16 protein-coding genes are annotated in these 19,749 nt (G+C 71.8%); 5 read left to right on the top strand and 11 right to left on the bottom strand.

What is annotated here, in order from left to right; all coding sequences use genetic code 11:
* Nucleotides 1–39 precede the first annotated feature (39 nt).
* The 10 genes from OCJ37_RS12740 to OCJ37_RS12785 form a co-directional block, all read right to left on the bottom strand.
* Nucleotides 40–1,611, bottom strand: a complete 1,572-nt coding sequence (locus OCJ37_RS12740) for an APC family permease (protein ID WP_263109829.1) — start codon at nt 1,609–1,611, stop codon at nt 40–42.
* 193 nt (nt 1,612–1,804) lie between these two features.
* The gene (locus tag OCJ37_RS12745) at nt 1,805–3,628 is read right to left on the bottom strand and encodes a DUF885 domain-containing protein (protein ID WP_263109831.1); all 1,824 of its coding nucleotides are present in this window, start codon (nt 3,626–3,628) and stop codon (nt 1,805–1,807) included.
* A complete protein-coding gene (locus OCJ37_RS12750) occupies nt 3,625–5,460 on the bottom strand; it encodes a DUF885 domain-containing protein (RefSeq protein WP_263109832.1) in 1,836 nt (611 codons plus the stop codon). Before OCJ37_RS12750 ends, OCJ37_RS12745 begins: the two co-directional genes overlap by 4 nt.
* A gap of 79 nt (nt 5,461–5,539) precedes the next feature.
* Nucleotides 5,540–6,748 (bottom strand): M24 family metallopeptidase, encoded by a 1,209-nt coding sequence (locus tag OCJ37_RS12755; protein ID WP_263109834.1) that lies wholly within the window; start codon nt 6,746–6,748, stop codon nt 5,540–5,542.
* A complete protein-coding gene (locus OCJ37_RS12760) occupies nt 6,745–8,337 on the bottom strand; it encodes an aldehyde dehydrogenase family protein (protein ID WP_263109836.1) in 1,593 nt (530 codons plus the stop codon). Before OCJ37_RS12760 ends, OCJ37_RS12755 begins: the two co-directional genes overlap by 4 nt.
* Nucleotide 8,338: 1 nt before the next feature.
* Nucleotides 8,339–9,244 (bottom strand): dihydrodipicolinate synthase family protein, encoded by a 906-nt coding sequence (locus tag OCJ37_RS12765; RefSeq protein ID WP_263109838.1) that lies wholly within the window; start codon nt 9,242–9,244, stop codon nt 8,339–8,341.
* On the bottom strand, nt 9,241–10,590 hold the full coding sequence (locus tag OCJ37_RS12770) for an FAD-dependent oxidoreductase (RefSeq protein ID WP_263109839.1): 1,350 nt from the start codon (nt 10,588–10,590) through the stop codon (nt 9,241–9,243). Before OCJ37_RS12770 ends, OCJ37_RS12765 begins: the two co-directional genes overlap by 4 nt.
* A complete protein-coding gene (locus OCJ37_RS12775) occupies nt 10,583–10,831 on the bottom strand; it encodes a 2Fe-2S iron-sulfur cluster-binding protein (protein WP_263109841.1) in 249 nt (82 codons plus the stop codon). The genes OCJ37_RS12770 and OCJ37_RS12775 overlap by 8 nt, the downstream gene beginning before the upstream one ends.
* Nucleotides 10,828–11,928, bottom strand: coding sequence for an NAD(P)/FAD-dependent oxidoreductase (locus tag OCJ37_RS12780; protein ID WP_263109842.1), 1,101 nt, complete (start codon nt 11,926–11,928; stop codon nt 10,828–10,830). The genes OCJ37_RS12775 and OCJ37_RS12780 overlap by 4 nt, the downstream gene beginning before the upstream one ends.
* On the bottom strand, nt 11,925–12,866 hold the full coding sequence (locus OCJ37_RS12785; RefSeq protein WP_263109843.1) for a 4-hydroxyproline epimerase: 942 nt from the start codon (nt 12,864–12,866) through the stop codon (nt 11,925–11,927). Before OCJ37_RS12785 ends, OCJ37_RS12780 begins: the two co-directional genes overlap by 4 nt.
* A 175-nt stretch (nt 12,867–13,041) precedes the next feature.
* On the opposite strand from OCJ37_RS12785, the gene OCJ37_RS12790 reads away from it, so the two are divergent.
* The 4 genes from OCJ37_RS12790 (at nt 13,042) to OCJ37_RS12805 (ending at nt 16,767) form a co-directional block, all read left to right on the top strand.
* Complete coding sequence (locus OCJ37_RS12790; protein ID WP_263109844.1) at nt 13,042–13,749, top strand: AraC family transcriptional regulator; 708 nt, start codon at nt 13,042–13,044, stop codon at nt 13,747–13,749.
* Between the two features lie 162 nt (nt 13,750–13,911).
* Nucleotides 13,912–15,243, top strand: coding sequence for a signal recognition particle-docking protein FtsY (gene ftsY / locus OCJ37_RS12795; RefSeq protein WP_263109846.1), 1,332 nt, complete (start codon nt 13,912–13,914; stop codon nt 15,241–15,243).
* A gap of 153 nt (nt 15,244–15,396) precedes the next feature.
* Nucleotides 15,397–16,458, top strand: coding sequence for an A/G-specific adenine glycosylase (mutY, locus tag OCJ37_RS12800; protein ID WP_263109848.1), 1,062 nt, complete (start codon nt 15,397–15,399; stop codon nt 16,456–16,458).
* A gap of 30 nt (nt 16,459–16,488) precedes the next feature.
* Nucleotides 16,489–16,767 carry an oxidative damage protection protein gene (locus OCJ37_RS12805; protein WP_263109849.1) on the top strand — a complete coding sequence of 93 codons (279 nt, stop codon included), beginning with the start codon at nt 16,489–16,491 and terminating at the stop codon, nt 16,765–16,767.
* A 562-nt stretch (nt 16,768–17,329) separates the two neighbouring features.
* Here the strand turns inward: OCJ37_RS12805 and OCJ37_RS12810 are convergent.
* Complete coding sequence (locus OCJ37_RS12810) at nt 17,330–17,788, bottom strand: DUF6491 family protein (RefSeq protein WP_263109850.1); 459 nt, start codon at nt 17,786–17,788, stop codon at nt 17,330–17,332.
* Between the two features lie 476 nt (nt 17,789–18,264).
* On the opposite strand from OCJ37_RS12810, the gene OCJ37_RS12815 reads away from it, so the two are divergent.
* Nucleotides 18,265–19,737, top strand: coding sequence for a vWA domain-containing protein (locus tag OCJ37_RS12815; RefSeq protein WP_263113682.1), 1,473 nt, complete (start codon nt 18,265–18,267; stop codon nt 19,735–19,737).
* Nucleotides 19,738–19,749: the final 12 nt, after the last annotated feature.

Consider the following 19,749-nt stretch of genomic DNA (forward strand, 5'->3'; position numbering starts at 1 on the left):
CTGTCACGGCTGAAGCCGCTCCTACAAAAAGCGAGCAACCTATTCCCCGTCGTCCTCTTCCAGCGCCAGCTCGTCGCTGCGCAGGCCGGTGCGCGCGCCCCAGTGGTAGCAGACGAACGCGATCGCCGCCACGCCCAAGGTGTCCCAGGGATGCGCGATCTGGCCGGTACCGCCGAAGGTGCCCAGGTAGGACACCAGCAGCACCAGCACGAAGAAGCCGATCAGCCACAGCGCGCCGCGCACCTGCCGCCACAGCTGCGCGCGCGCGGCCGCACGTGGCAGCTTGTACAGCACGTACAGCGCGAACATCGCGATCTGCAGGCCGAGCAGCCACGACAGCGTCTTCCAGGTGGACCAGTACACGATCAGCGCGGCGACAATGAACGACAGCGGGCCGAGCACGCCCATGCCGCGCAGCAGGAACGGCCGCGGCAGGTCCGGCGCGCTGCGCCGCAGCGCGGCCACGGTCACCGGCGCTACCGCATAGCTCAGCACCAGCGCCGCCGACACCACCTGGATCAGCGTCTCCCACGACGGGAACGGCAGGGTCCAGAACACCGACAGCGCGAAGCTCAGCCACAGCGCCGGGCGCGGGATGCCGGACTTGGCGTCGACCCGGGTCAGCACCGGCAGGAAGCCGCCGCTGCGCGCCCAGCCGTAGACCACGCGCGGGGTGGCGTTCATGTAGATGTTGCCGGTGCCGCTCGGCGAGATCATCGCATCGCAGATCACCAGCGCCGCCAGCCAGCCCATGCCCAGCGCCAGCGCGATGTCGTGGTACGGCAGCGCGAACGCCTTGTCGATGCCGCCCCAGCCCTGCGCCAGGGAGGCGCCCGGCACGCTGCCCAGGAACGCCAGCTGCAGCAGCACGTAGATGACCGTGGACAATGCGACCGACAGGATCAGCGCGATCGGAATATTGCGCTGCGGATCGCGCACCTCGCTGGCCACCGACACGATCGGGGTCAGCCCGAGGTAGGCGAAGATGATGCCGCCGGCCGAGATCGCCGCTTCCACGCCGGCCGCGCCGAACGGCGCGAAGCCCTGCACATGCAGGTTCTGCGGATTGAAATGCGCCATCAGCAGCACGATGATCAAGACCGGCACCAGGAACTTGAACACGCTGACGATGTTGTTGGCGGTGGCGAAGGTCTTGACGCTGAAGTAGTTGAGCAGGAAGAACACCACCAGCAGCGCGAACTGCAGCAGCCAGCCGGCCACGCTGGGATGGCTGCTGCCGGCCTGGTTCAGCGACGGGAACCAGGCCGCGGCGTACTGGCGCGCGGCCTCGACCTCGATCGCGATCAGGCTGGAGAACGCGATCAGGGTGATGAAGCCCATCAGCCAGCCGAGCAGCGCGCCGTGCGAGTACTCCGGGTAGCGCACCACGCCGCCGGCGCGCGGCAACGCCGCGCCCAGTTCGCAGTACACCAGTCCCAGCAGCAGCACCGCCACGCCGCCGGCGATCCACGACACGATGCCGGCCGGGCCGGCGATGGCCGACACGTGGCTGGCCGAGAACAGCCAGCCGGACCCGAAGATCGAACCGAGCCCGATGAAGGTCAGATCGGTCAGGCTCAGACGCTTGTGGAACTTGCCTTGTGTGGCCATGGTGCCCCCGCTGGAAAGGTTGTAACCGGCGATTCCCAACTACTGCAGCTGTCCCCTTCTCCCTTCGGGAGAAGGTGCCCCGAAGGGGCGGATGAGGGTACGGGCGCAGCCTCGTGGCGTTTCGACCCTGCGAGGCTTCGCTCCGTACCCTCACCCCAACCCCTCTCCCGATGGGAGAGGGGCTTTAGCGTGCCTACTGCTTTGGCGCCTCCTGCGCCCATGGCGATTTGCCGCCTTCGGCGATGAAGCGGTCGATGCGCTGCTCCAGCACCGGCAGCGGCACCGAGCCGGTTTCCAGGATCGCGTCGTGGAAGGCGCGGATGTCGAACTTCTCGCCGAGCGCGGCTTCGGCCTTGCGCCGCAGCTCGATGATCTTCAGCTCGCCCAGGTAGTACGACAGCGCCTGCCCCGGCCAGGCGATGTAGCGGTCGACCTCGGTGGTGACCTCGTGCTCGCTCAGCGCGGTGTTGTCGCGCAGGTAGGCGATGGCCTGTTCGCGGCTCCAGCCCTTGTGGTGGATGCCGGTGTCGATCACCAGCCGGCAGGCACGCCACATCTGGTAGGTCAGGTAGCCGAAGCGGTCGTACGGGGTGTCGTACATGCCCATCTCCTGCCCCAGGTATTCCGAGTACAGCGCCCAGCCCTCGCCGTAGGCGGAGATGTAGCCGTAGCGGCGGAAGTCCGGCAGGCCCTGCTGTTCGGCCGCCAGCGGCATCTGCAGCGCGTGGCCGGGCGAGGATTCGTGCAGGGTCAGCGCGGTCAGGTTGTACAGCGGCCGCGACGGCAGATTGTAGGTGTTGACCAGGTAGATGCCCGGGCCGCCGCGGCCGCCGGTGTAGAACGGCGCCAGGTCCGGCGGCACCGGCTCGATCGCGAAGCGTTGCCGCGGCAGCCGGCCGATGTAGTCGCCGACCTTGGCGTCCACGCGCTTGGCGATCCACGCCGCCTGCTTGAGCAGTTCCTCGGGGGTCTTCGGATAGAACTGCGGATCGGTGCGCAGGAACTTCAGGAACGCGGGGAAGGTGGCCTGCCCTTTCGGCGCGACGAAGCCGCTGGCGGCGATGGTCTGGTCCATGTCCTTGCGCAGCTTGGCCACTTCGCGCAGCCCGATCCGGTGGATCTGCTCGGGCGTCAGGTCCAGCGTGGTGAACTCGCGGATCTGCGCGCGGTAGTAGTCCTTGCCGTCCGGCAACGCTTCGCCGGCGAGCGTGCTGCGCGCCTTGGGCTGGTACTCCTCGCGCATGAAGCGCAGCAGCTTGGCATAGGCCGGCACCACGCTGTGCGCGATGGCGTCCAGCGCCTGCTGCCGCAGTTGCGCCTGCACCTGCGCCGGGATGCTGGCCGGCATCTGCTTGAACGGGGTATAGAACAGGTTGGCCTCGCCGCTGGCATTGGCCACGTCGGCGATCGACTGGTCGCGGCCGGCCAGGGTCACCTTCGGCTGGCTGAAACCGCGCGCCAGGCCGGCGCGCATGTTGACGGTCTGCTCGTCGAAGTAGCGCGGGATGTCGGCCAGGATCTTCAGGTAGCGCTGGTAGTCGTCGCGGGTGCGCAGCGTGGCGCGGGCGCTGAAGCCGAGGTTGCTCCAGAACGCGGTGTCGCTGTTGAACGGCATCTCCCAGGCGCGGAAGCGCTGCTGGTCCAGGAATACCGCGATCTGCTGGCGGTAGACCTGGTAGTTCACCTGGTCCTGCGCCGACAGCTGCGCCGGCGCGATCGCGTCCAGGTCGCGCAGCACCTGCTGCCAGTACGCGGTGCGCTGGTTCTGCGTGGCCAGGTCGACCTTGGGCAGGTGGTCGGCGGCGGCGCCCTGGCTGTCCTCGTCGTCGGCGCCGGCGGACTGCTCCTGGCGCCATTTCCACTCGCGCAGGTACAGCGCCTTGAAGCGCGCGCCGGCGTCGCTGGACGCCGCCGCGGCGGCTGGCGCGGGCGGCGCGGCAGTGGCGGCGCCCTGCCCTGCGAGCGCACAGACCAGTGCCAGCAGCAGCGGCGCGCGGAATCGGGAGTTCAGGCTCATTGCGGTTTCTCCGGAGGGGCGGACGCGCCGGCCTTGGCCTGCGCGATCCAGGCGTCGATGCGCGCGTCCAGCAGGTCCAGCGGCATCGCGCCGCCGCCGAGGATCTGGTCGTGGAAGGCGCGGATGTCGAAGCGCGCGCCGAGTTCGCGCTTGGCCTTCTCGCGCAACGCCAGGATGTCCAGTTCGCCGAGCTTGTAGCCCAGCGCCTGGCCCGGCCAGGCGATGTAGCGGTCGGTCTCGGCCTGGATGCTGGGCTCGTCGTCGGACGGATGCGCGTGGAAGAAGTCGATCATCTGCTGCCGGGTCCAGCGCTTGTAGTGCACGCCGGTGTCCAGCACCAGCCGGTTGGCGCGCAGCAGTTCGCCGGCCAGGCGGCCATAGTCGCTGTACGGGTCGGTGTAGAAGCCCACGTCCTTGCCCAGCCGCTCGGCGTACAGCGCCCAGCCTTCGACGTAGGCGTTGTAGCCGGACTGCTGGCGGAACGGCGGCAGCGGCAGGGTCTGCGCCAGGGAAATCTGCAGGTGATGGCCGGGCACGCCCTCGTGGTAGGCGGTGGCCTCGATGTTGACCAGGGTGCGCTGCGCGTAGTCGCCGGTGTTGACCATCACCAGCGCCGGCTTGCTGCCCTGCGCGTCGCTCTGCCAGTACTCCGCGCCCGGCGCGGTGCTGCGGAACTCGGCCATCGCGCGCACGTCCAACGGCGTCTTCGGCAGCTTGCCGAACAGCTTGGGCAGCTGCGGCTGCATCTGCGCGATGTCGTCGCGGTAGCGCTGCAGGATCTGCTCGCGCGAACTGGCGAAGAACCTGCGGTCGCGCGCCACCGCCTTGCGCAGCGCGGGCAGATCGGCGTAGCCGAGCTGCGTGGCGATCGCGCGCATCTCGCCTTCGATGCGCGCCACTTCGGCCAGGCCGATCTGGTGGATCTGCTCGGGCGACTTGTCGGTGGTGGTCTGGGTATGAATCGCGTAGCGGTAGCGGCGCTCGCCGTCGGGCAGCGACCACAGCCCTTCGTGGGCGCGGCCCTGCGGCGCGTATTCGTCGGCGACGAAATCGGCCAGCCTGCCGTAGGCCGGGCGCACCTGCTGGTCGATCGCCGCCAGCATCGCCGCGCGCAGGCGTGGGCGCTCGGCCGCCGGCACCGCATCGGGGAAGCTCTTCAGCGGCAGCGCGAACGGGCTGTCGGCGCCGGCCGGCGCGGCGATCTCGCGCACCTGCGCCGGAATGCGCTCGAGCAGGTATCTCGGCTGCACCAGCCCGTCCCTGGCGCCGGCGCGCGACAGCGCCACCACCTGGTCGAGCAGCGCCGGGATCGCCTGCAGCCGCTTGATGTAGTCCTCGTAGTCCTTGACGCTGGCGAACGGGAATGCCTGCGCATAGCCCGGCAGCGCCAGCTGGATGCCGCCGACCGGCTCCAGCGGCATCGCGTCGTTGTTCAGCGCGATCGCCTCCAGCCGGTCGCGCAATTGCCGCAGCATCATCTGCAGGCTCAGCTGGTCCTGCGCCGACAGCGCCTTGGCGTCGATCGCCTCGAAGCGCTCGAGAAAATCCGCGGTCGCCTGCCGCTCGGCCTGCAGCGCCGCCGGCGAGTAATCGCTCCAGCGGTCGTTGTAGCGCGTGTCGCCGATGATGCTGGCGAATTCGGGATGGTGTTCGAGCTGGTACTGCCACTGCGCGTCGAGCAAGCCGGCGAAGGCCCGGTCGGGCGCCTGCGCCGGCGCGGCGGTGGCCGCGGCCGCCGTTGGCTGCGGCGGCGCCGGCGGCGTGGCCGGCTGGCAGGCGCCCAGCAACGCCATGGCCAGCGCGCTGGGGACGAACAGGCGGACGCATCTCATCGGCAGACTCCCGTAACCAGCTGCAACATGGGCGGCGGCACGCGCGATCGGCGCAAGGCGCTGGCGGCCGCCGCGCGCATCAGGCGAATGGCCGGTCGATCGCCGGCGACGGCGGCGTGAACCACTGCGCGCCGTCTTCGGTGACGTAGAAATGGTCCTCCAGGCGCACGCCGAACTCGCCCGGCACCACGATCATCGGCTCGTTGCTGCAGCACATGCCCGGCGCCAGTTCCAGCGCGTTGCCGCGCACCAGGTACGGCGCCTCGTGGATGCTCATGCCGCAGCCGTGGCCGGTGCGGTGCGGCAATCCCGGCAGGCGGTAGTCCGGCCCCAGGCCGGCGGCCTCGAGGACGTCGCGGGCCGCCTGGTCCACCGCCGCGCAGCTCACGCCCGGGCGCACCGCGGCGAACGCGGCGGCCTGCGCATCGTGCTCCAGCTGCCAGATGCGCCGCTGCTTCTCGCTCGGCTCGCCGAAGACGTAGGTGCGGGTGATGTCGGAGTGGTAGCCGTGCACGGTGCAGCCGGTATCGATCAGCACCAGTTCGCCCGGGCGCAGCGCCTGCACGCCGGGAATGCCGTGCGGGTACGCGGTGGCGTGGCCGAACTGCACGATGCAGAAGGTGGAGCCGTTGTCGGCGCCGAGCGCGCGGTGCGCCTGGTCGATGAAGCGCACCAGTTCGGCGGTGGTGATGCCCTCGTGGACCAGTCCGGCGGCCAGCCGCTGCACCTGCAGGGTCATGTCGCAGGCCTGCTGCATCAGCGCCAGTTCCGCCGCCGACTTGCGCATGCGGCAGCCGTCGACGATCGGCGCCGCGTCGCGGATCGCGATCCTGCCCAGCACCGCGGCCAGGCCGCTGTGCACGGCGAAGGCGATGCCCGGATCCAGCGCCAGCGCCTGCGCGCCGAGCTCGCTCAGCGCCTCGGCGACCAGCGCATGCGGGTCCTCGTGTTCTTCCCACAGGCGCTTGCGCACCGGGATGCGCAGCACCGCATCCAGCGAGCCTTCCTCGAACGCCGGGCAGATCAGCAGCGGATCGCCCTCGGCGGTCAGCAGCATAGCCACCAGGCGCTCGCTGGCGCCCCACGGCACGCCGGTGAAATAGCGCAGGGAGGCGCCGGCGCCGATCAGCAGCGCATCGGCGCCGTGCGCGCGCAGCAGCTCGCGCGCCCGCGCCAGCCGCTGCTGGTACTCCTGCGGCTGGATCGGCGGCGCCGGCGCCGGCCACGGGGCCAGCTGCGCCTGCGCCATCGCCAGGCTCAGCCCGCCGATCTGCGCCGCCGCGCTCATGCCGCCTGCCCCACGTCGGCAGTGCTCCACTGGCCGTCGATCAGGCGCTGCACGCCGCCGGGATTGCGGTCGCGCAGCAGGTCCGGCAGCAGCGCATCGGGCAGGCCGTCGTAGCTGTGCAGCGCGGCGAAGCGGCGGATCGCGGCCGGCATGCCGACCGCGGTGAAGCCCGGATGGCCGGTGCTCGGATACGGCCCGCCGTGGTTCATCGCCGCGCTGACCGCCACGCCGGTCGGCATCTTGTTGCAGATCAGCCGTCCCACCCGCGGCCGCAGCGCCGCGGCCACCGCGGCGAACAGCACGTCGTCGCTGCCGTCGGCTGCACGGTACACGGTGCCGGTGAGATTGCCTTCCAGGCTGTGCGCCAGCGCGGTCATCTCCGCCAGGCCGGCCGCACGCACCACCAGGCTGACCGGGCCGAACGCCTCGGTCTGCAGCGCCTCGGGCTGTTGCAGGAAGGCCTGCGCCGAGACTTCCAGCAGGGTCGGCGCATGCCGGTAGCCCGGCGCCGGCGCGGCCTCGCCGCCGGCCAGCAGCGCGGCGCCGGCATTGCGCAGCGTGGCCACGCCGCGCTGCAGGTGCTCGAGCACGCCGCGCGAGAACAGCAGGCTCGGTGCGGCGCCGGCGAAGTGCGTGCTGGCCGCGGCGACGAACGCATCGCCGGCCTCGCCCTCGGGCACCACCAGGATGCCCGGGTTGGTGCAGAACTGGCCGCTGCCCATCGTGCACGAGGCAAAGAATTCCTGCGCCAGCGCCGCGCCGCGCTCGGCCAGCACGCCCGGCAGCAGGAACACCGGATTGACGCTGGACAGCTCGACGTAGGCCAGCACCCCGGCCCGGTCGGCCGCGGCCTTCAGCGCCAGCCCGCCGGCACGGCTGCCGGTGAAGCCGATCGCGCCCAGCCGCGCGTCGCCGGCCAGTTCCAGGCCCAGCGTATTGTCGAAGTGGTACAGCAGTTGCACCGCCGCGGCCGGCAGGCCGTTGTCCAGCAAGGCCTGATGCGCGAGCTGCGCCAGGCGCTGGCTGGTGGCCGGATGCGAGGGATGCGCCTTGGCGATGACCGGATTGCGCGCGGCGATCGCCGAGGCGAAATCGCTGCCGGCCACCGCGTTGAACGCGAACGGGAAATTGTTCGGCCCCAACACCAGCACCGGCTTGTGCAGCGGCCCCAGCTGCGCGCGCAGCCCGGCCGCGGTGTCGATCACCGGCTGCGTCCAGCTATGGCTGCGCACCGCCTGCGCGGCCTGGCGCAGCTGGCCGCTGGCGCGCGGCAGCTCCACCTTGGCCAGGCGCGGTTCGGCCGGCAGGCCGGTCTCGGCATGCGCCAGCGCGACCAGCTGCTCCGCGTCGGCCTCGATCGCCGCGGCATAGGCGTCGAGGAAACCGGCGATGCGCTCGGGCGAGGCCGCGGCCAGCGCATCGGCGACCAGCACCGCCGCGCTCAGCGCCGCTTCCAGGTCGGCGGCGCCGCTGACCGGGAACTCCGGGCCGAAGGCGTTGCCGTCGCGCGGATCCTCGGCGCGGAAGCTGCCGCGCAATTCCAGCGATGGTTGCCATTGGCCGGCAAGCAACAGCGGCTGCATGCTCATCTCAGAGCCCGGGGTGGGTGGCGATGGCGTGGTCGATCACCTTCAGCGCCGCTTCGCGCTCGGCGCCGTCGATGACCAGGCGCGGGGCGCGCACGCGCTCGCTGCCCAGGCCGACCTTCTCCTGCACCAGCTTGATCAGCTGCACGAACTTGGGCACGGTGTCCAGGCGCAGCAGCGGCAGGAACCAGTCGTACAGCGCCTTGGCCGCCGGGTAGCCGCCGTCGCGGGCCAGCTCGAACAGCTTCACCGACTCCTTCGGATACGCATTGACCAGACCGGCGATCCAGCCCTTGGCGCCCATGCTGATGCCTTCGACGATCGCATCGTCCATGCCCACCAGCAGCACCAGGCGGTCGTTGAGCAGCTCGCCCAGCGCGGCGAAGCGGCGCACGTCGCCGGAGGATTCCTTGACCGCTTCCAGGTTCGGGAATTCGGCGGCCAGCTCGGCGATCTGCACCGGGCTGAAATCGGTCTTGTAGGCCACCGGGTTGTTGTACAGGATCACCGGCAGGTCGGTGGCGGCGATCACCGCGCGCGCATGCGCGCCCATCTCGCGCCAGTCGGTGGAGTACACGTACGGCGGCAGCACCATGATCCCGCCGCAGCCGACCTGCTTGGCCGCCTGCGCCAGGCGCACCGCCTCGTCGGTGGACAGCGCGGCGATGCCCGGCACCACCGGGATGCGGCCGTCCAGCGCCTGCACCAGGGTCTTCAGGATCGCGACCTTGTCGTCGAAGCTGAGCGTGGCGGCCTCGCCGAGCGAGCCCAGCGGCACGATCGCGGTGCAGCCGGCGTCGACCATGACCTGCGCATGCTTGGCCAGGAACGCATGGTCGATGCTGCCGTCGGCGTTGAACGGAGTGGTGATGGCCGGCAGCACGCCGTACCAGAAGGAAGCCTTGCTCATGGGATGACACCTTGGTCTAGGGTTGCGAGGGGAAGTGCGGAAGCGAGCGGATCGGCCGGCGCATGCGCGAGCGCATCCAGCCGCACCGGGAACAGCGGCGGCCGGCGGCCGTCGTCGGAGAAATCGTCGGGCCGCGGCGCCAGCCCCAGCTCGGTCAGCGCGCTGCCGCAGATGCGGCCCTGGCAGGCGCCCATGCCGCAGCGCGAGGCCAGCTTGGCGTCGCGCAGGTCGTGGTAGCCGCGCAGCGCCGACAGCGGCACGTCCTCGCAGCGGCACACCAGCGTGTCCGGCGCGGCCAGCGCGTGGATGCGCCGGTCCAGCGCGAAATGGCGCTGCAGCAGCGCGGCGAAGGCGCGCGCGCGGCGCCGCCGCGGTTGCAGCGCCTGCGCCGCGGCGCCCTGCCCGGCCGCCATGTGCCCGGCGATCGCGCCTTCCACGCGCGCGCAGTCGCGGCCGCCGATGCCCAGCGCTTCGCCAGCGGCGTAGACGCCTTCGACGCTGGTGCGCAGCTGCGCATCCACCGCCACGCACGGATGCGCGCCGCTGTGCGCCAAGCGGCAACCCAGCAGTTGCGCCAGTTCCACGTTCGGCACCAGGCCGTAGCCCACCGCCAGCTGGTCGCAATCGATGCGGCGGCGGCCGCGCGGGCCGTCGATCTCGACGGACTGCAGCTGGCCATCGCCCTGCGCCGACAGCACCACGCTGCCGCTGTGGTACGCGACGCCGGCCAGCTGCGCGCGCAGCGCCAGCGCCTGCAGCGCCTTGTCCGGCCAGCGCCACGGCAACTGCGCGGCGAAGCCGGCCAGCGCGCGCAGCGGGGCCTGTTCGACGATGCCCAGCACCTGCGCGCCGTGGCGGCGCAGCGTCGCCGCGCTGGCCAGCAGCAGCGGGCCGCTGCCGGCGACCAGCACGCGCTTGCCGACCAGCGGCCAGCCCTGCTTGGCCAGCGCCTGCGCGCCGCCGGCGCCGGTGACGCCGGGCAGGGTCCAGCCCGGGAACGGCAGCAGCAGTTCGCGCGCGCCGGTGGCCAGCACCAGCGCGTCGTAGCCGAGCCAGCGCGCGCCCTGCGGGCCGTCGGCCAGCAGCTGCCGCGGCTGCGCCATCAGCAACTGGGTCTGCGCCAGGAACTCGATCTTGCTCGCCGCCAGCTGCGCCAGCACGCGCGCGGCCAGCCGCGGCGGCGCATGCGCCACGTCGTGGCGCCAGATCTGGCCGCCGGCGCGCGCCTGCAGGTCGACCAGCGCCACGCGCCGGCCGTGTCCGGCCGCGGCCAGCGCCGCCGCCAGCCCGGCCGGGCCGGCGCCGGCCACGACCACGTCGTAGTGCAGCGCGCGCGGCTCAGCCATCGGTCCACACCTGCATTCCGTCGCGTGCGGGAGTGACGCAGGCGCGCAACTGACCGACGCCGTCGATGCGCACCCGGCATTCGCTGCACACGCCCATGCCGCACAGCGGCGCGCGCGGCTGGCCGCTGCGCGAGCGGCGGAAATGCACCGCGACCTGCGCCACCGCCGCGGCCACGCTGCTGCCGGCCAGCACTTCCAGGCTCTGCCCGTTGACCTGCAGGCGCAAGGTCGGCGCGCTCACGACAGCGCCCGCGCCGGTGCGAACGGCGCCGGGTCCAGCGCCGGGGTGCGCTGCAGCAGCAGGTCCAGCAGCAGCCGCGCGCTGCCCAGCGCGGTGGTCACGCCCAGCCCTTCGTGGCCGGCCGCGACCCACACCCCGCTGCGCTCGGGCACTGCGCCCAGGTAGGGACGCCCGTCCGGCGTGGCCGGGCGCAGCCCGGTCCAGACCCGGATCGCCTGCAACTGGCGCAGCCCGGGCAGGAACGCGAACGCGCGCTCGAGCATGCGCTGCAGCATCGGCATCGACACGCCGCGGTCGCTGGCGTCGAACTCGCGCGAGGAACCGATCAGGATCTGCCCGGTCGGCCGCGGCTGCACGTTGAACGCCACGCTGCTGCCGTCGCTGCCGTGCGCGCTGTCGGCATAGCCCAGCTCCAGCAACTGGTGGCCGACGAAGCCGGGATAGCGGTCGGTGATCACCAGTTGGCCCTTGCGCGCGCGCATCGGCAATTCCGGCAGCAGTTCCGGCAACGCGCAGCCGGTGGCGACCAGCACCGGCCCATGCAGGCGGGTGCCGTCGTCCAGGCGCACGCCTTCGGCAGCCAGCGCCAGCGCGCGGCGCCCGGCGAACAGCTGCGCGCCGGCAGCCAGCGCGCGCTCGACCAGGTGCCGCGCCATCCGCGGCGGATACACCACCGCCTCGGCGGCCACGCGCATGCCGCCGGCCAGGCCCGGCACCAGCGCCGGCTCCAGCCGGTACAGCGCATCGGCGTCGATCGCCTCGGCGCGCACGCCGGCGGCGGCCAGGCGCTGGATCTTGGCCGGGATCGCCTCCAGCTCGTGCGCCTGCCGCGCCACCCACAGCGTGCCGCAGCGGCTGTACTCGGCCGCCGGCAACTGCGCGAATTCCTCCCACAGGCGCAGCGAATACGCCGACAGCGCCAGCTCCGCCGGGTCCTCGTCCATCGCCACCAGATGGCCCATCGCCGCGGCGGTGGAACCGCCGCCGATGCCGCCGGACTCGACGATCGCCACGCGCAGGCCGGCGGCCGCGGCCGCATCGGCGCAGGCCGCGCCGACGATGCCGGCGCCAACGACGATCAGGTCGAAACCGCTCATTCGGCGCCGATGCCCCAGGCGAACGGATCCTGCGCATCGATCAGCAGTTGCGCGCGCGCGGTGATGTGCGCCTGCCCGGTGATCCGCGGCAGCACGCCGCGGGTGCCCGGCACGTAGCTGCCTTCGAACAGGCTGCCGAGGATGCCTTCCTGGCGCCACACCTGGCCGGCCGCCAGCTTGCCGTCGGCGGCCAGGCACGCCAGCTTGGCGCTGGTGCCGGTGCCGCACGGCGAACGGTCGTAGGCCAGGCCCGGGCACAGCACGAAGTTGCGCGCGTCGGCGCCGGCGCCCGGCGCCGGGCCGTTGATCTCGATGTGGTCGATCTCGCCGTCGTCGGCGCCGCGGATGCCGGCCGCCTCCAGCGCCAGCCGCAGCGCCTCGGTGTAGGCGGTGAGCTCGCGCTGGTTGCGCAGCTCCAGCGCGCACGGGGTCTGCTCGGTGATGAAGAACCAGTTGCCGCCCCAGGCCACGTCGCCGCGCACGCGGCCGTAGCCGGGCACCTGCACCTCGACGCCGGCGGCGTGGCGGTAGCTCTCCACGTTGTCCACCGACACCCGGCCGTCGCCGTGCAGTTCCACCCCGACCGTGCCCACCGGGGTCTCGATGCGGTGCGTGCCCGGTGCCAGCCGGCCCAGGTCGGCCAGCGTGCGCACCAGGCCGATGGTGCCGTGGCCGCACATGCCCAGGTAGCCGACGTTGTTGAAGAAGATGACCCCGGCGCAGGCGTCGGCGGCGATCGGCGGCAACAGCAGCGCGCCGACCATCGTGTCCGAGCCGCGCGGTTCGCAGGCGATGGCGCTGCGCCAGCGATCGAAGCGATCGCGGAACAGATCGCGCCGCTGCGCCAGCGGCCCGGAGCCCAGGTCGGGGAATCCGGCGACGACGACACGGGTCGGTTCGCCGCCGGTATGCGAGTCGATCACATCGAGTGTATGCATAGGTCCATGCTCACATTCCGGGCTGCGGCGGGCTAGCAGCGTTTGCCTGTCATAAATGCGGAAGTTCGCACAACCCCGGTCGCCCTCGGCGCCACACATAGGCTAGGATCGGCCATACAGGGGTACGCCGCGGCGTACCTGCCGCAGCCGCCCTACAACCGCCCGGTGAATGCAGATGGAGACGATGATTTCGGCGCTGGAAATGCAGACGCTGTTCGATGCATTGCCGGACGTGGTGTTCTTCGTCAAGGACCGCGACGGCCGTTACACCCACGTCAACCTGACCCTGGTGCGGCGCCTGGGCAAGAAGTACCGCACCGACCTGATCGGCAAGTCGGCACTGGAAGTGTTCCCGCTGCCGCTGGGCGGCAGCTACCTGATGCAGGACCGGCGCGTGCTGTGCGGGGAGATGATCGAGAACCAGCTGGAAGTGCACCTGTTCCCGAACCGCACCCCCGGCTGGTGCCTGACCTTCAAGCGCCCGCTGTGCGAGCACAACGAGGTGATCGGCGTGGTCGGCATTTCCCGCGACCTGGGCCAGCCCGACAGCCGCCATTCGGCCTACGAACGCATCAGCCGCGCGATGGAGCACATGCAGGCGCACTACGGCGACAACCTGCGCGTGCAGACCCTGGCCGACCTGGCGGAACTGTCGGTGGCGCAGCTGGAGCGGCACTTCCGCCGCGTGTTCCAGCTGACCCCGCAGCAGCTGCTGACCAAGATGCGGATCGAGGCGGCGATGCGCCTGCTGCACGGCGAGGAGAGCATCGCCAGCATCGGCCAGGCCTGCGGCTTCGCCGACCAGAGCGCGTTCGCGCGCCAGTTCAAGGCCACGGTCGGCATGACGCCGCGCGATTACCGCTCCATGAAGGGCAAGCTCTGAGGGGCCGGGATTGGGGATTGGGGATTCGCAAAGGCGCCGCATTGCGGTGCCGCGGGATCGCCGCTTTTACGAATCCCCAATCCCCAATCCCCAATCCCGGCCCCACAAGGGCCTAACAGGCGCAAGTGGTAGCATTCCCGGTTTCCGGTTCACGCGTTACCCATGGTCAGCCTATTCCGCCGCAACAAGCCCCAGGACCACGCCGGCGACAGCCGCAGCACCCAGCGCTACAGCGTCGAGGAACTGGCCGCCGCCTTCCCCAAGCCGGCCGCTGAAGCCGCCACTGCGGCGCCTGCGCCTGCCGCACCTGCGGCGCCAGCGGTCGAAGCCGCCCCGGCATCGCCGCCGTCGGAGGTAGCCGCGCCCGTCGCCCTGCGCGAGGCGCCGACGGTCGCACCCGACCCGATTCCCGCGCCCGGCCACGTCGCGCTGCCGCCGCAGGCGCCCACGCCGCCGCCCGAGACGCGGGTGCCGGCGCCCGCGGCGGCCCCGGCCGCCGCGCCGCTTCCCGATCCGGCCGCGGCCTTCGCGGCGGCGTTCGACGTGCGTGCCGACGCGCCGCCCGCCGCCAGCGCCGGCAAGACCGGCTGGCGCGAGCGCCTGCGCAACAGCACCATCGCGCGCAGCTTCGGCGGCCTGTTCTCGCGCAATCCCAAGCTCGACGACGACCTGCTCGACGAGATCGAGACCGCGCTGATCACCGCCGACGTCGGCGTGCCGGCGACCACCGCCCTGATCGAGAACCTGCGCAAGCGCATGAAGGCCCGCGAATTCGTCGATGCGCAGGCGCTGCTGCGCGCGCTGCGCGCCGACCTGATCGCGATCCTGCAGCCGGTGGCCAGGCCGCTGCAGATCGACCGCAACGCCAGACCCTTCGTGGTGCTGACCGTCGGCGTCAACGGCGTCGGCAAGACCACCACCATCGGCAAGCTGGCCAAGCGCTTCAAGGACGAGGGCCACAGCCTGATGCTGGCCGCCGGCGACACCTTCCGCGCCGCCGCGGTGGCGCAGCTGCAGGCCTGGGGCGACCGCAACGGCGTGACCGTGATCGCGCAGGGCCAGAACGCCGATGCCGCCTCGGTCGCGTTCGACGCATTGCAGGCCGGCAAGGCGCGCGGCACCGAGGTGCTGATCGCCGACACCGCCGGGCGCCTGCACACCCAGACCGGGCTGATGAACGAACTGGGCAAGATCCGCCGCGTGCTCGGCAAGCTCGATCCGGCCGCGCCGCACGAAGTGCTGATGGTCATCGACGGCACCACCGGCCAGAACGCGCTGTCGCAGCTGCGCCAGTTCCACGCCGCGGTCGGCGTCACCGGTCTGGTGGTGACCAAGCTCGACGGCACCGCCAAGGGCGGCGTGGTGTTCGCCCTGGCGCGCGAGTTCGGCATCCCGATCCGCTTCGCCGGCATCGGCGAGCGCCCGGAAGACCTGCGCGTGTTCGACGCCGAAGCCTTCGTCGACGCCCTGCTGCCGGAAGCCCTGGGCGCCTGACCTAAAGCCCCTCTCCCATCGGGAGAGGGGTTGGGGTGAGGGTACGGCGCGAATGCGTCTCGCTGCCCCAGCTACACGGGACTTCGCCCGCACCCTCATCCGCCCCTTCGGGGCACCTTCTCCCGGTGGGAGAAGGAACGACCCAATGCCAGCATGCGCCAGCCCCCAGACACCTTCGCCCCCCGCCTGCTCGCCTGGTTCGACCGCCACGGCCGCCACGACCTGCCCTGGCAGCATCCGCGCAGTCCCTACCGCGTGTGGCTGTCGGAGATCATGCTGCAGCAGACCCAGGTCGCGGTGGTGATCCCGTACTTCCTGCGCTTCCTGCAGCACTTCCCGACCCTGCCGGACCTGGCCGCGGCCGACAGCGACGCGGTGATGGCGCAATGGGCCGGGCTGGGCTACTACGCCCGCGCGCGCAACCTGCACGCCGCGGCCAAGCGCTGCGTGGAGCTGCACGGCGGCGAGCTGCCGCGCGATTTCGACGCGCTGCACGCGCTGCCCGGCATCGGCCGCAGCACCGCCGGCGCGATCCTCAGCCAGGCCTGGAACGACCGCTTCCCGATCCTGGACGGCAACGTCAAGCGCGTGCTGACCCGCTACCACGGCATCGCCGGCTACCCCGGCCTGCCGGCGGTGGAGAAGCCGCTGTGGGCGATCGCGCAGGCGCACGTGGCAGCGGTCGCCGACGGACGCATGGCCGACTATACCCAGGCGCAGATGGATTTCGGCGCCACCCTGTGCACCCGCGCCAACCCCGCCTGCGTGCTGTGCCCGCTGCAGGACGACTGCGTGGCACGCCGCGACGGCCTGGTCGACGCGCTGCCCACGCCCAAGCCGGGCAAGATCCTGCCCGAACGCGAGGCGCTGGCGCTGCTGCTGGAGAACGCCGCCGGCGAACTACTGCTGCAGCGGCGCCCGCCGAGCGGCATCTGGGCGTCGCTGTGGACGCTGCCGCAGGCCGAGAGCGAGACCGAACTGCGCGCCTGGTTCGAACGCGAGACCCGCGGCCGCGCCTTCGACGACGCCGAACCGATGCCGCCCATCGTCCACACCTTCAGCCACTATCGCCTGCACCTGCAGCCGCTGCGCCTGCGCAAGGTCGCCTTGCGCGACGCGGTGCGCGACAATGACGGCCTGCGCTGGGTCGCGCGGGCCGGCCTGTCCGCGCTCGGCCTGCCCGCACCGATCCGCAAACTGCTCGACGGCCTCTGATCGTCGCCCGCCGCGCCACCAGGAACCGCCATGTCCCGCACCGTCTTCTGCCAGTACCAGCAACGCGACGCCGAAGGCCTCGACTACGTGCCGTATCCCGGCGAACTCGGCCAGCGCGTGTTCGCGCAGATCGGCAAGGCCGGCTGGCAGGCGTGGCTGGCGCACCAGACCATGCTGATCAACGAGAACCGGCTGTCGCCGCGCGATCCCAAGCACCGCGCGTTCCTGGAGGCGGAGCTGGAGAAATTCCTGTTCCAGGGCGGCGCGCCCAAGCCCGAGGGCTACGTGGAACCCGAACGGGAATCCTGAGCGCGGCGGAAGACCGCCGCGCTGCGCCGCGCCGACGGCGCCAGCAGCCGAACGCGCGTGCGGCACTCCCATCCCAGCCGCCGCAAGCCCCTGCAGGAGCGACTTCAGCCGCGACGCATGAAACCCTGCACCGCAGTCCACCGCTCCCTGCAGCAACGATCCCGGGTCGCCGCGCCCATCCATCACGACGGGCCACGTCCCTGTAGGAGCGACTTCAGTCGCGACCCATGAACTCCTGCACCGCAGCCCACCGCCCCTTGCAGCAACGATCCCCGTCGTCTCGGCCCATCCATCACGATGTGCCGCGTCCTTGTAGGAGCGACTTCAGTCGCGACCCATGAACCCCTTGCACCGCAGTCCGCGCTCCTCTCAGCAGCCATTTCGGATCGCCCCGGACCACCCATCGCGATGGGCTGCCGGTATCGCGCGTCGCGACTGAAGTCGCTCCTACAGGGACTTGCGGCGAACTATCCCGACGGCGTATGCGAGCGACTTCGGCCTACCAGTCGCTGACGCCGACCGGCCCGCCGGACCGCATCTCAGCTGCAGGCCCCCGGGCCGCCTACCCGCCCTGCCCCTGCTGCGCCCGCTCCTGCACCTTGGCCTCGCGCAGTTCCTTCTCCGAGGTGCGCAGCGCCTTGACGTCCAGCGGGCGGATGCTCTGGATGCGGCACGGCAGGCGGATCGCGCCCGGGCTGCCGCCGATCACCAGCACGTCGTCGAAACGCGCCGAGACGCGGTCGCCGAAATGGGTAATGGCGATCGTCGGCGCGTAATCCAGGTCGGCGCAGCGGCCGCTCAGCTCGAGCAGGTAGGCCTGGTTCGGGCGCGTCCACACCGCCAGCGCGCTGTCGCCGAGCGCGGTCCAGCCGCTGATCCGATTGAAGTACTGGAAGTCGCGCACCGGCGCGGCGGCATGGGCGCGGTACAGCGCCAGCCGCTCGTCGTCGCCGAGGCGGTTGGTGGCGCAGCCGGCCAGCAGCGCGGCCAGCCCGAGCGATGACAGCAAGAGGCGTTTCATGGCGAATGCTCCCGTGGCGATACGCGCATGATGCACCCGCCCCGATGCCACGCCGTGCGCGCGCAGGCGGGGCATTCAGCCGCAAGGCAGCAAGACGGGATGGCCCCGAGTCCAACCCCGATCCTGCCCGTCGCGCGTTTGCAGCCTCGGACCATCACCGAGCGCCCGCCATGCACCCACGCCCGTACCGCCCCGCCCTGCCGTCCCTGCTCCTTGCCGCGCTGCTGGCAAGCTGCAGCACCGCCGACGATCGCGCCGACGTACGCGCGCCGGCACCGAGCGACGCCTTCGTCCGCGTCAAGGCGCAGGCATCCCCCGAACCCCTGGTTGAAACCACCGCGCAGCCGGCGTCGCAATCGCCGATGACGCCGCCCGCGCCACCCGCGCCGCCGGCACGGGCCTTGGCGCCGGCCACGCCTGCCGCGCCTTCGCCGATTCGCCAGCGGGCCGTTGCCGCCCAGCGCGCGCAGCTGTCGATGGACGCCGCGCAGATGCCGCCGTTGGACCGCGAACACTACGAACGCCCGGCGGACAACCCGGTGCACAGTGCGCGCGAACAGCCGCTGTCCACCTTTTCGATCGATGTGGACACCGGCAGCTACGCCAACGTGCGGCGCATGCTGCGCGACGGCCAGCGCCCGCCGGCCGACGCGGTGCGCGCGGAGGAATTCATCAACTACTTCGACTACGCGCACCCGGCGCCGCGCGACCGCGACGTGCCGTTCCGCGTGTCCACCGAACTGGCGCCCGCCCCGTGGAACCCGCAGCGGCAGCTGCTGATGATCGGCATCAAGGGCTACGACGTCCCGCGCCAGGCCTCGCCGCCGGCGAACCTGGTGTTCCTGATCGACACCTCCGGTTCGATGGCCTCGGCCGACAAGCTGCCGTTGCTCAAGCAGGCCTTCGCCATGCTGGTGCCGCAGCTGCGCGCGCAGGACCGGGTCTCGATCGTGGTCTACGCCGGCTCCGCCGGGCTGGTGTTGCCGCCGACGCCCGGCGACCGCCATGCCGAGATCCTCGCCGCGCTGGAGCGACTGCAGGCCGGCGGCAGCACCAATGGCGGCGACGGCATCCGCCTGGCCTACGCGACCGCCCGGCAGGGCTTCGTCGCCGGTGGCAGCAACCGGGTGATCCTGGCCACCGATGGCGACTTCAACGTCGGCACGGTCGACCGCGCCGCGCTGGAGACGCTGGTCGCCGACCAGCGCCGCAGCGGCGTGGCGCTGAGCACGCTCGGCTTCGGCCGCGGCAACTACAACGACGCGATGGCCGAGCGCCTGGCCGATGTCGGCGACGGCAACCACGCCTACATCGATTCGGCGCGAGAGGCGCACAAGGTACTGGTGCAGCAGATGCAGGCCACGCTGCTGACCATCGCCCGCGACGTCAAGATCCAGGTCGAGTTCAATCCGGCGCAGGTCGCCGAATATCGGCTGATCGGCTACGAGAACCGGCTGCTGGCGCGCGAGGATTTCGCCAACGACAAGGTCGATGCCGGCGAGATCGGCGCCGGACACAGCGTCACCGCGCTGTACGAGATCACTCCCGTGGGCAGCGCATCGCGGCGCCTGCCGGCCCTGCGCTACGCCGGACCGGCGCAGCCGCAGACGCCGCTGCATGCCGGCGAATTGGCGCAGTTGCGCCTGCGCTACAAGCTGCCCGGGCAGGAGCGCAGCCGCCTGCTGCAGAGCACGGTCGCCACGGCCTCGGCGATGGCGCAGCCGAGCACGGATTTGCGCTTCGCCGCCGCGGTCGCCGCCTACGCCGACCTGCTGCGCGGCGGCGCGCACATCGATGGCTGGGACTGGGCGCAGGTCACCGCCGCGGCGCGCGCGGCGACCGGCGCGGATCGCAGCGGCGAGCGCCGCGAGTTCGTCGAGCTGCTGGCGATCGGGCAACGCCTGGCCCTGCCGGAGGCGACGCCGCCGGTGCAGGTCTCCACGCGCTGAGCGCAGGCGCGC

This window comes from Xanthomonas sp. AM6 (genome assembly GCF_025665335.1).
GTDB lineage: Bacteria > Pseudomonadota > Gammaproteobacteria > Xanthomonadales > Xanthomonadaceae > Xanthomonas_A.

Bases quoted from the DNA above. Each gene is read 5' to 3' on its own strand.
- OCJ37_RS12740 (WP_263109829.1), bottom strand. From the start codon at position 1,611: ATGGCCACACAAGGCAAGTTCCACAAGCGTCTGAGCCTGACCGATCTG.
- OCJ37_RS12745 (WP_263109831.1), bottom strand. From the start codon at position 3,628: ATGAGCCTGAACTCCCGATTCCGCGCGCCGCTGCTGCTGGCACTGGTC.
- OCJ37_RS12750 (WP_263109832.1), bottom strand. From the start codon at position 5,460: ATGAGATGCGTCCGCCTGTTCGTCCCCAGCGCGCTGGCCATGGCGTTG.
- OCJ37_RS12755 (WP_263109834.1), bottom strand. From the start codon at position 6,748: ATGAGCGCGGCGGCGCAGATCGGCGGGCTGAGCCTGGCGATGGCGCAG.
- OCJ37_RS12760 (WP_263109836.1), bottom strand. From the start codon at position 8,337: ATGAGCATGCAGCCGCTGTTGCTTGCCGGCCAATGGCAACCATCGCTG.
- OCJ37_RS12765 (WP_263109838.1), bottom strand. From the start codon at position 9,244: ATGAGCAAGGCTTCCTTCTGGTACGGCGTGCTGCCGGCCATCACCACT.
- OCJ37_RS12770 (WP_263109839.1), bottom strand. From the start codon at position 10,590: ATGGCTGAGCCGCGCGCGCTGCACTACGACGTGGTCGTGGCCGGCGCC.
- OCJ37_RS12780 (WP_263109842.1), bottom strand. From the start codon at position 11,928: ATGAGCGGTTTCGACCTGATCGTCGTTGGCGCCGGCATCGTCGGCGCG.
- OCJ37_RS12785 (WP_263109843.1), bottom strand. From the start codon at position 12,866: ATGCATACACTCGATGTGATCGACTCGCATACCGGCGGCGAACCGACC.
- OCJ37_RS12790 (WP_263109844.1), top strand. From the start codon at position 13,042: ATGGAGACGATGATTTCGGCGCTGGAAATGCAGACGCTGTTCGATGCA.
- ftsY (WP_263109846.1), top strand. From the start codon at position 13,912: ATGGTCAGCCTATTCCGCCGCAACAAGCCCCAGGACCACGCCGGCGAC.
- mutY (WP_263109848.1), top strand. From the start codon at position 15,397: ATGCGCCAGCCCCCAGACACCTTCGCCCCCCGCCTGCTCGCCTGGTTC.
- OCJ37_RS12805 (WP_263109849.1), top strand. From the start codon at position 16,489: ATGTCCCGCACCGTCTTCTGCCAGTACCAGCAACGCGACGCCGAAGGC.
- OCJ37_RS12810 (WP_263109850.1), bottom strand. From the start codon at position 17,788: ATGAAACGCCTCTTGCTGTCATCGCTCGGGCTGGCCGCGCTGCTGGCC.
- OCJ37_RS12815 (WP_263113682.1), top strand. From the start codon at position 18,265: ATGGACGCCGCGCAGATGCCGCCGTTGGACCGCGAACACTACGAACGC.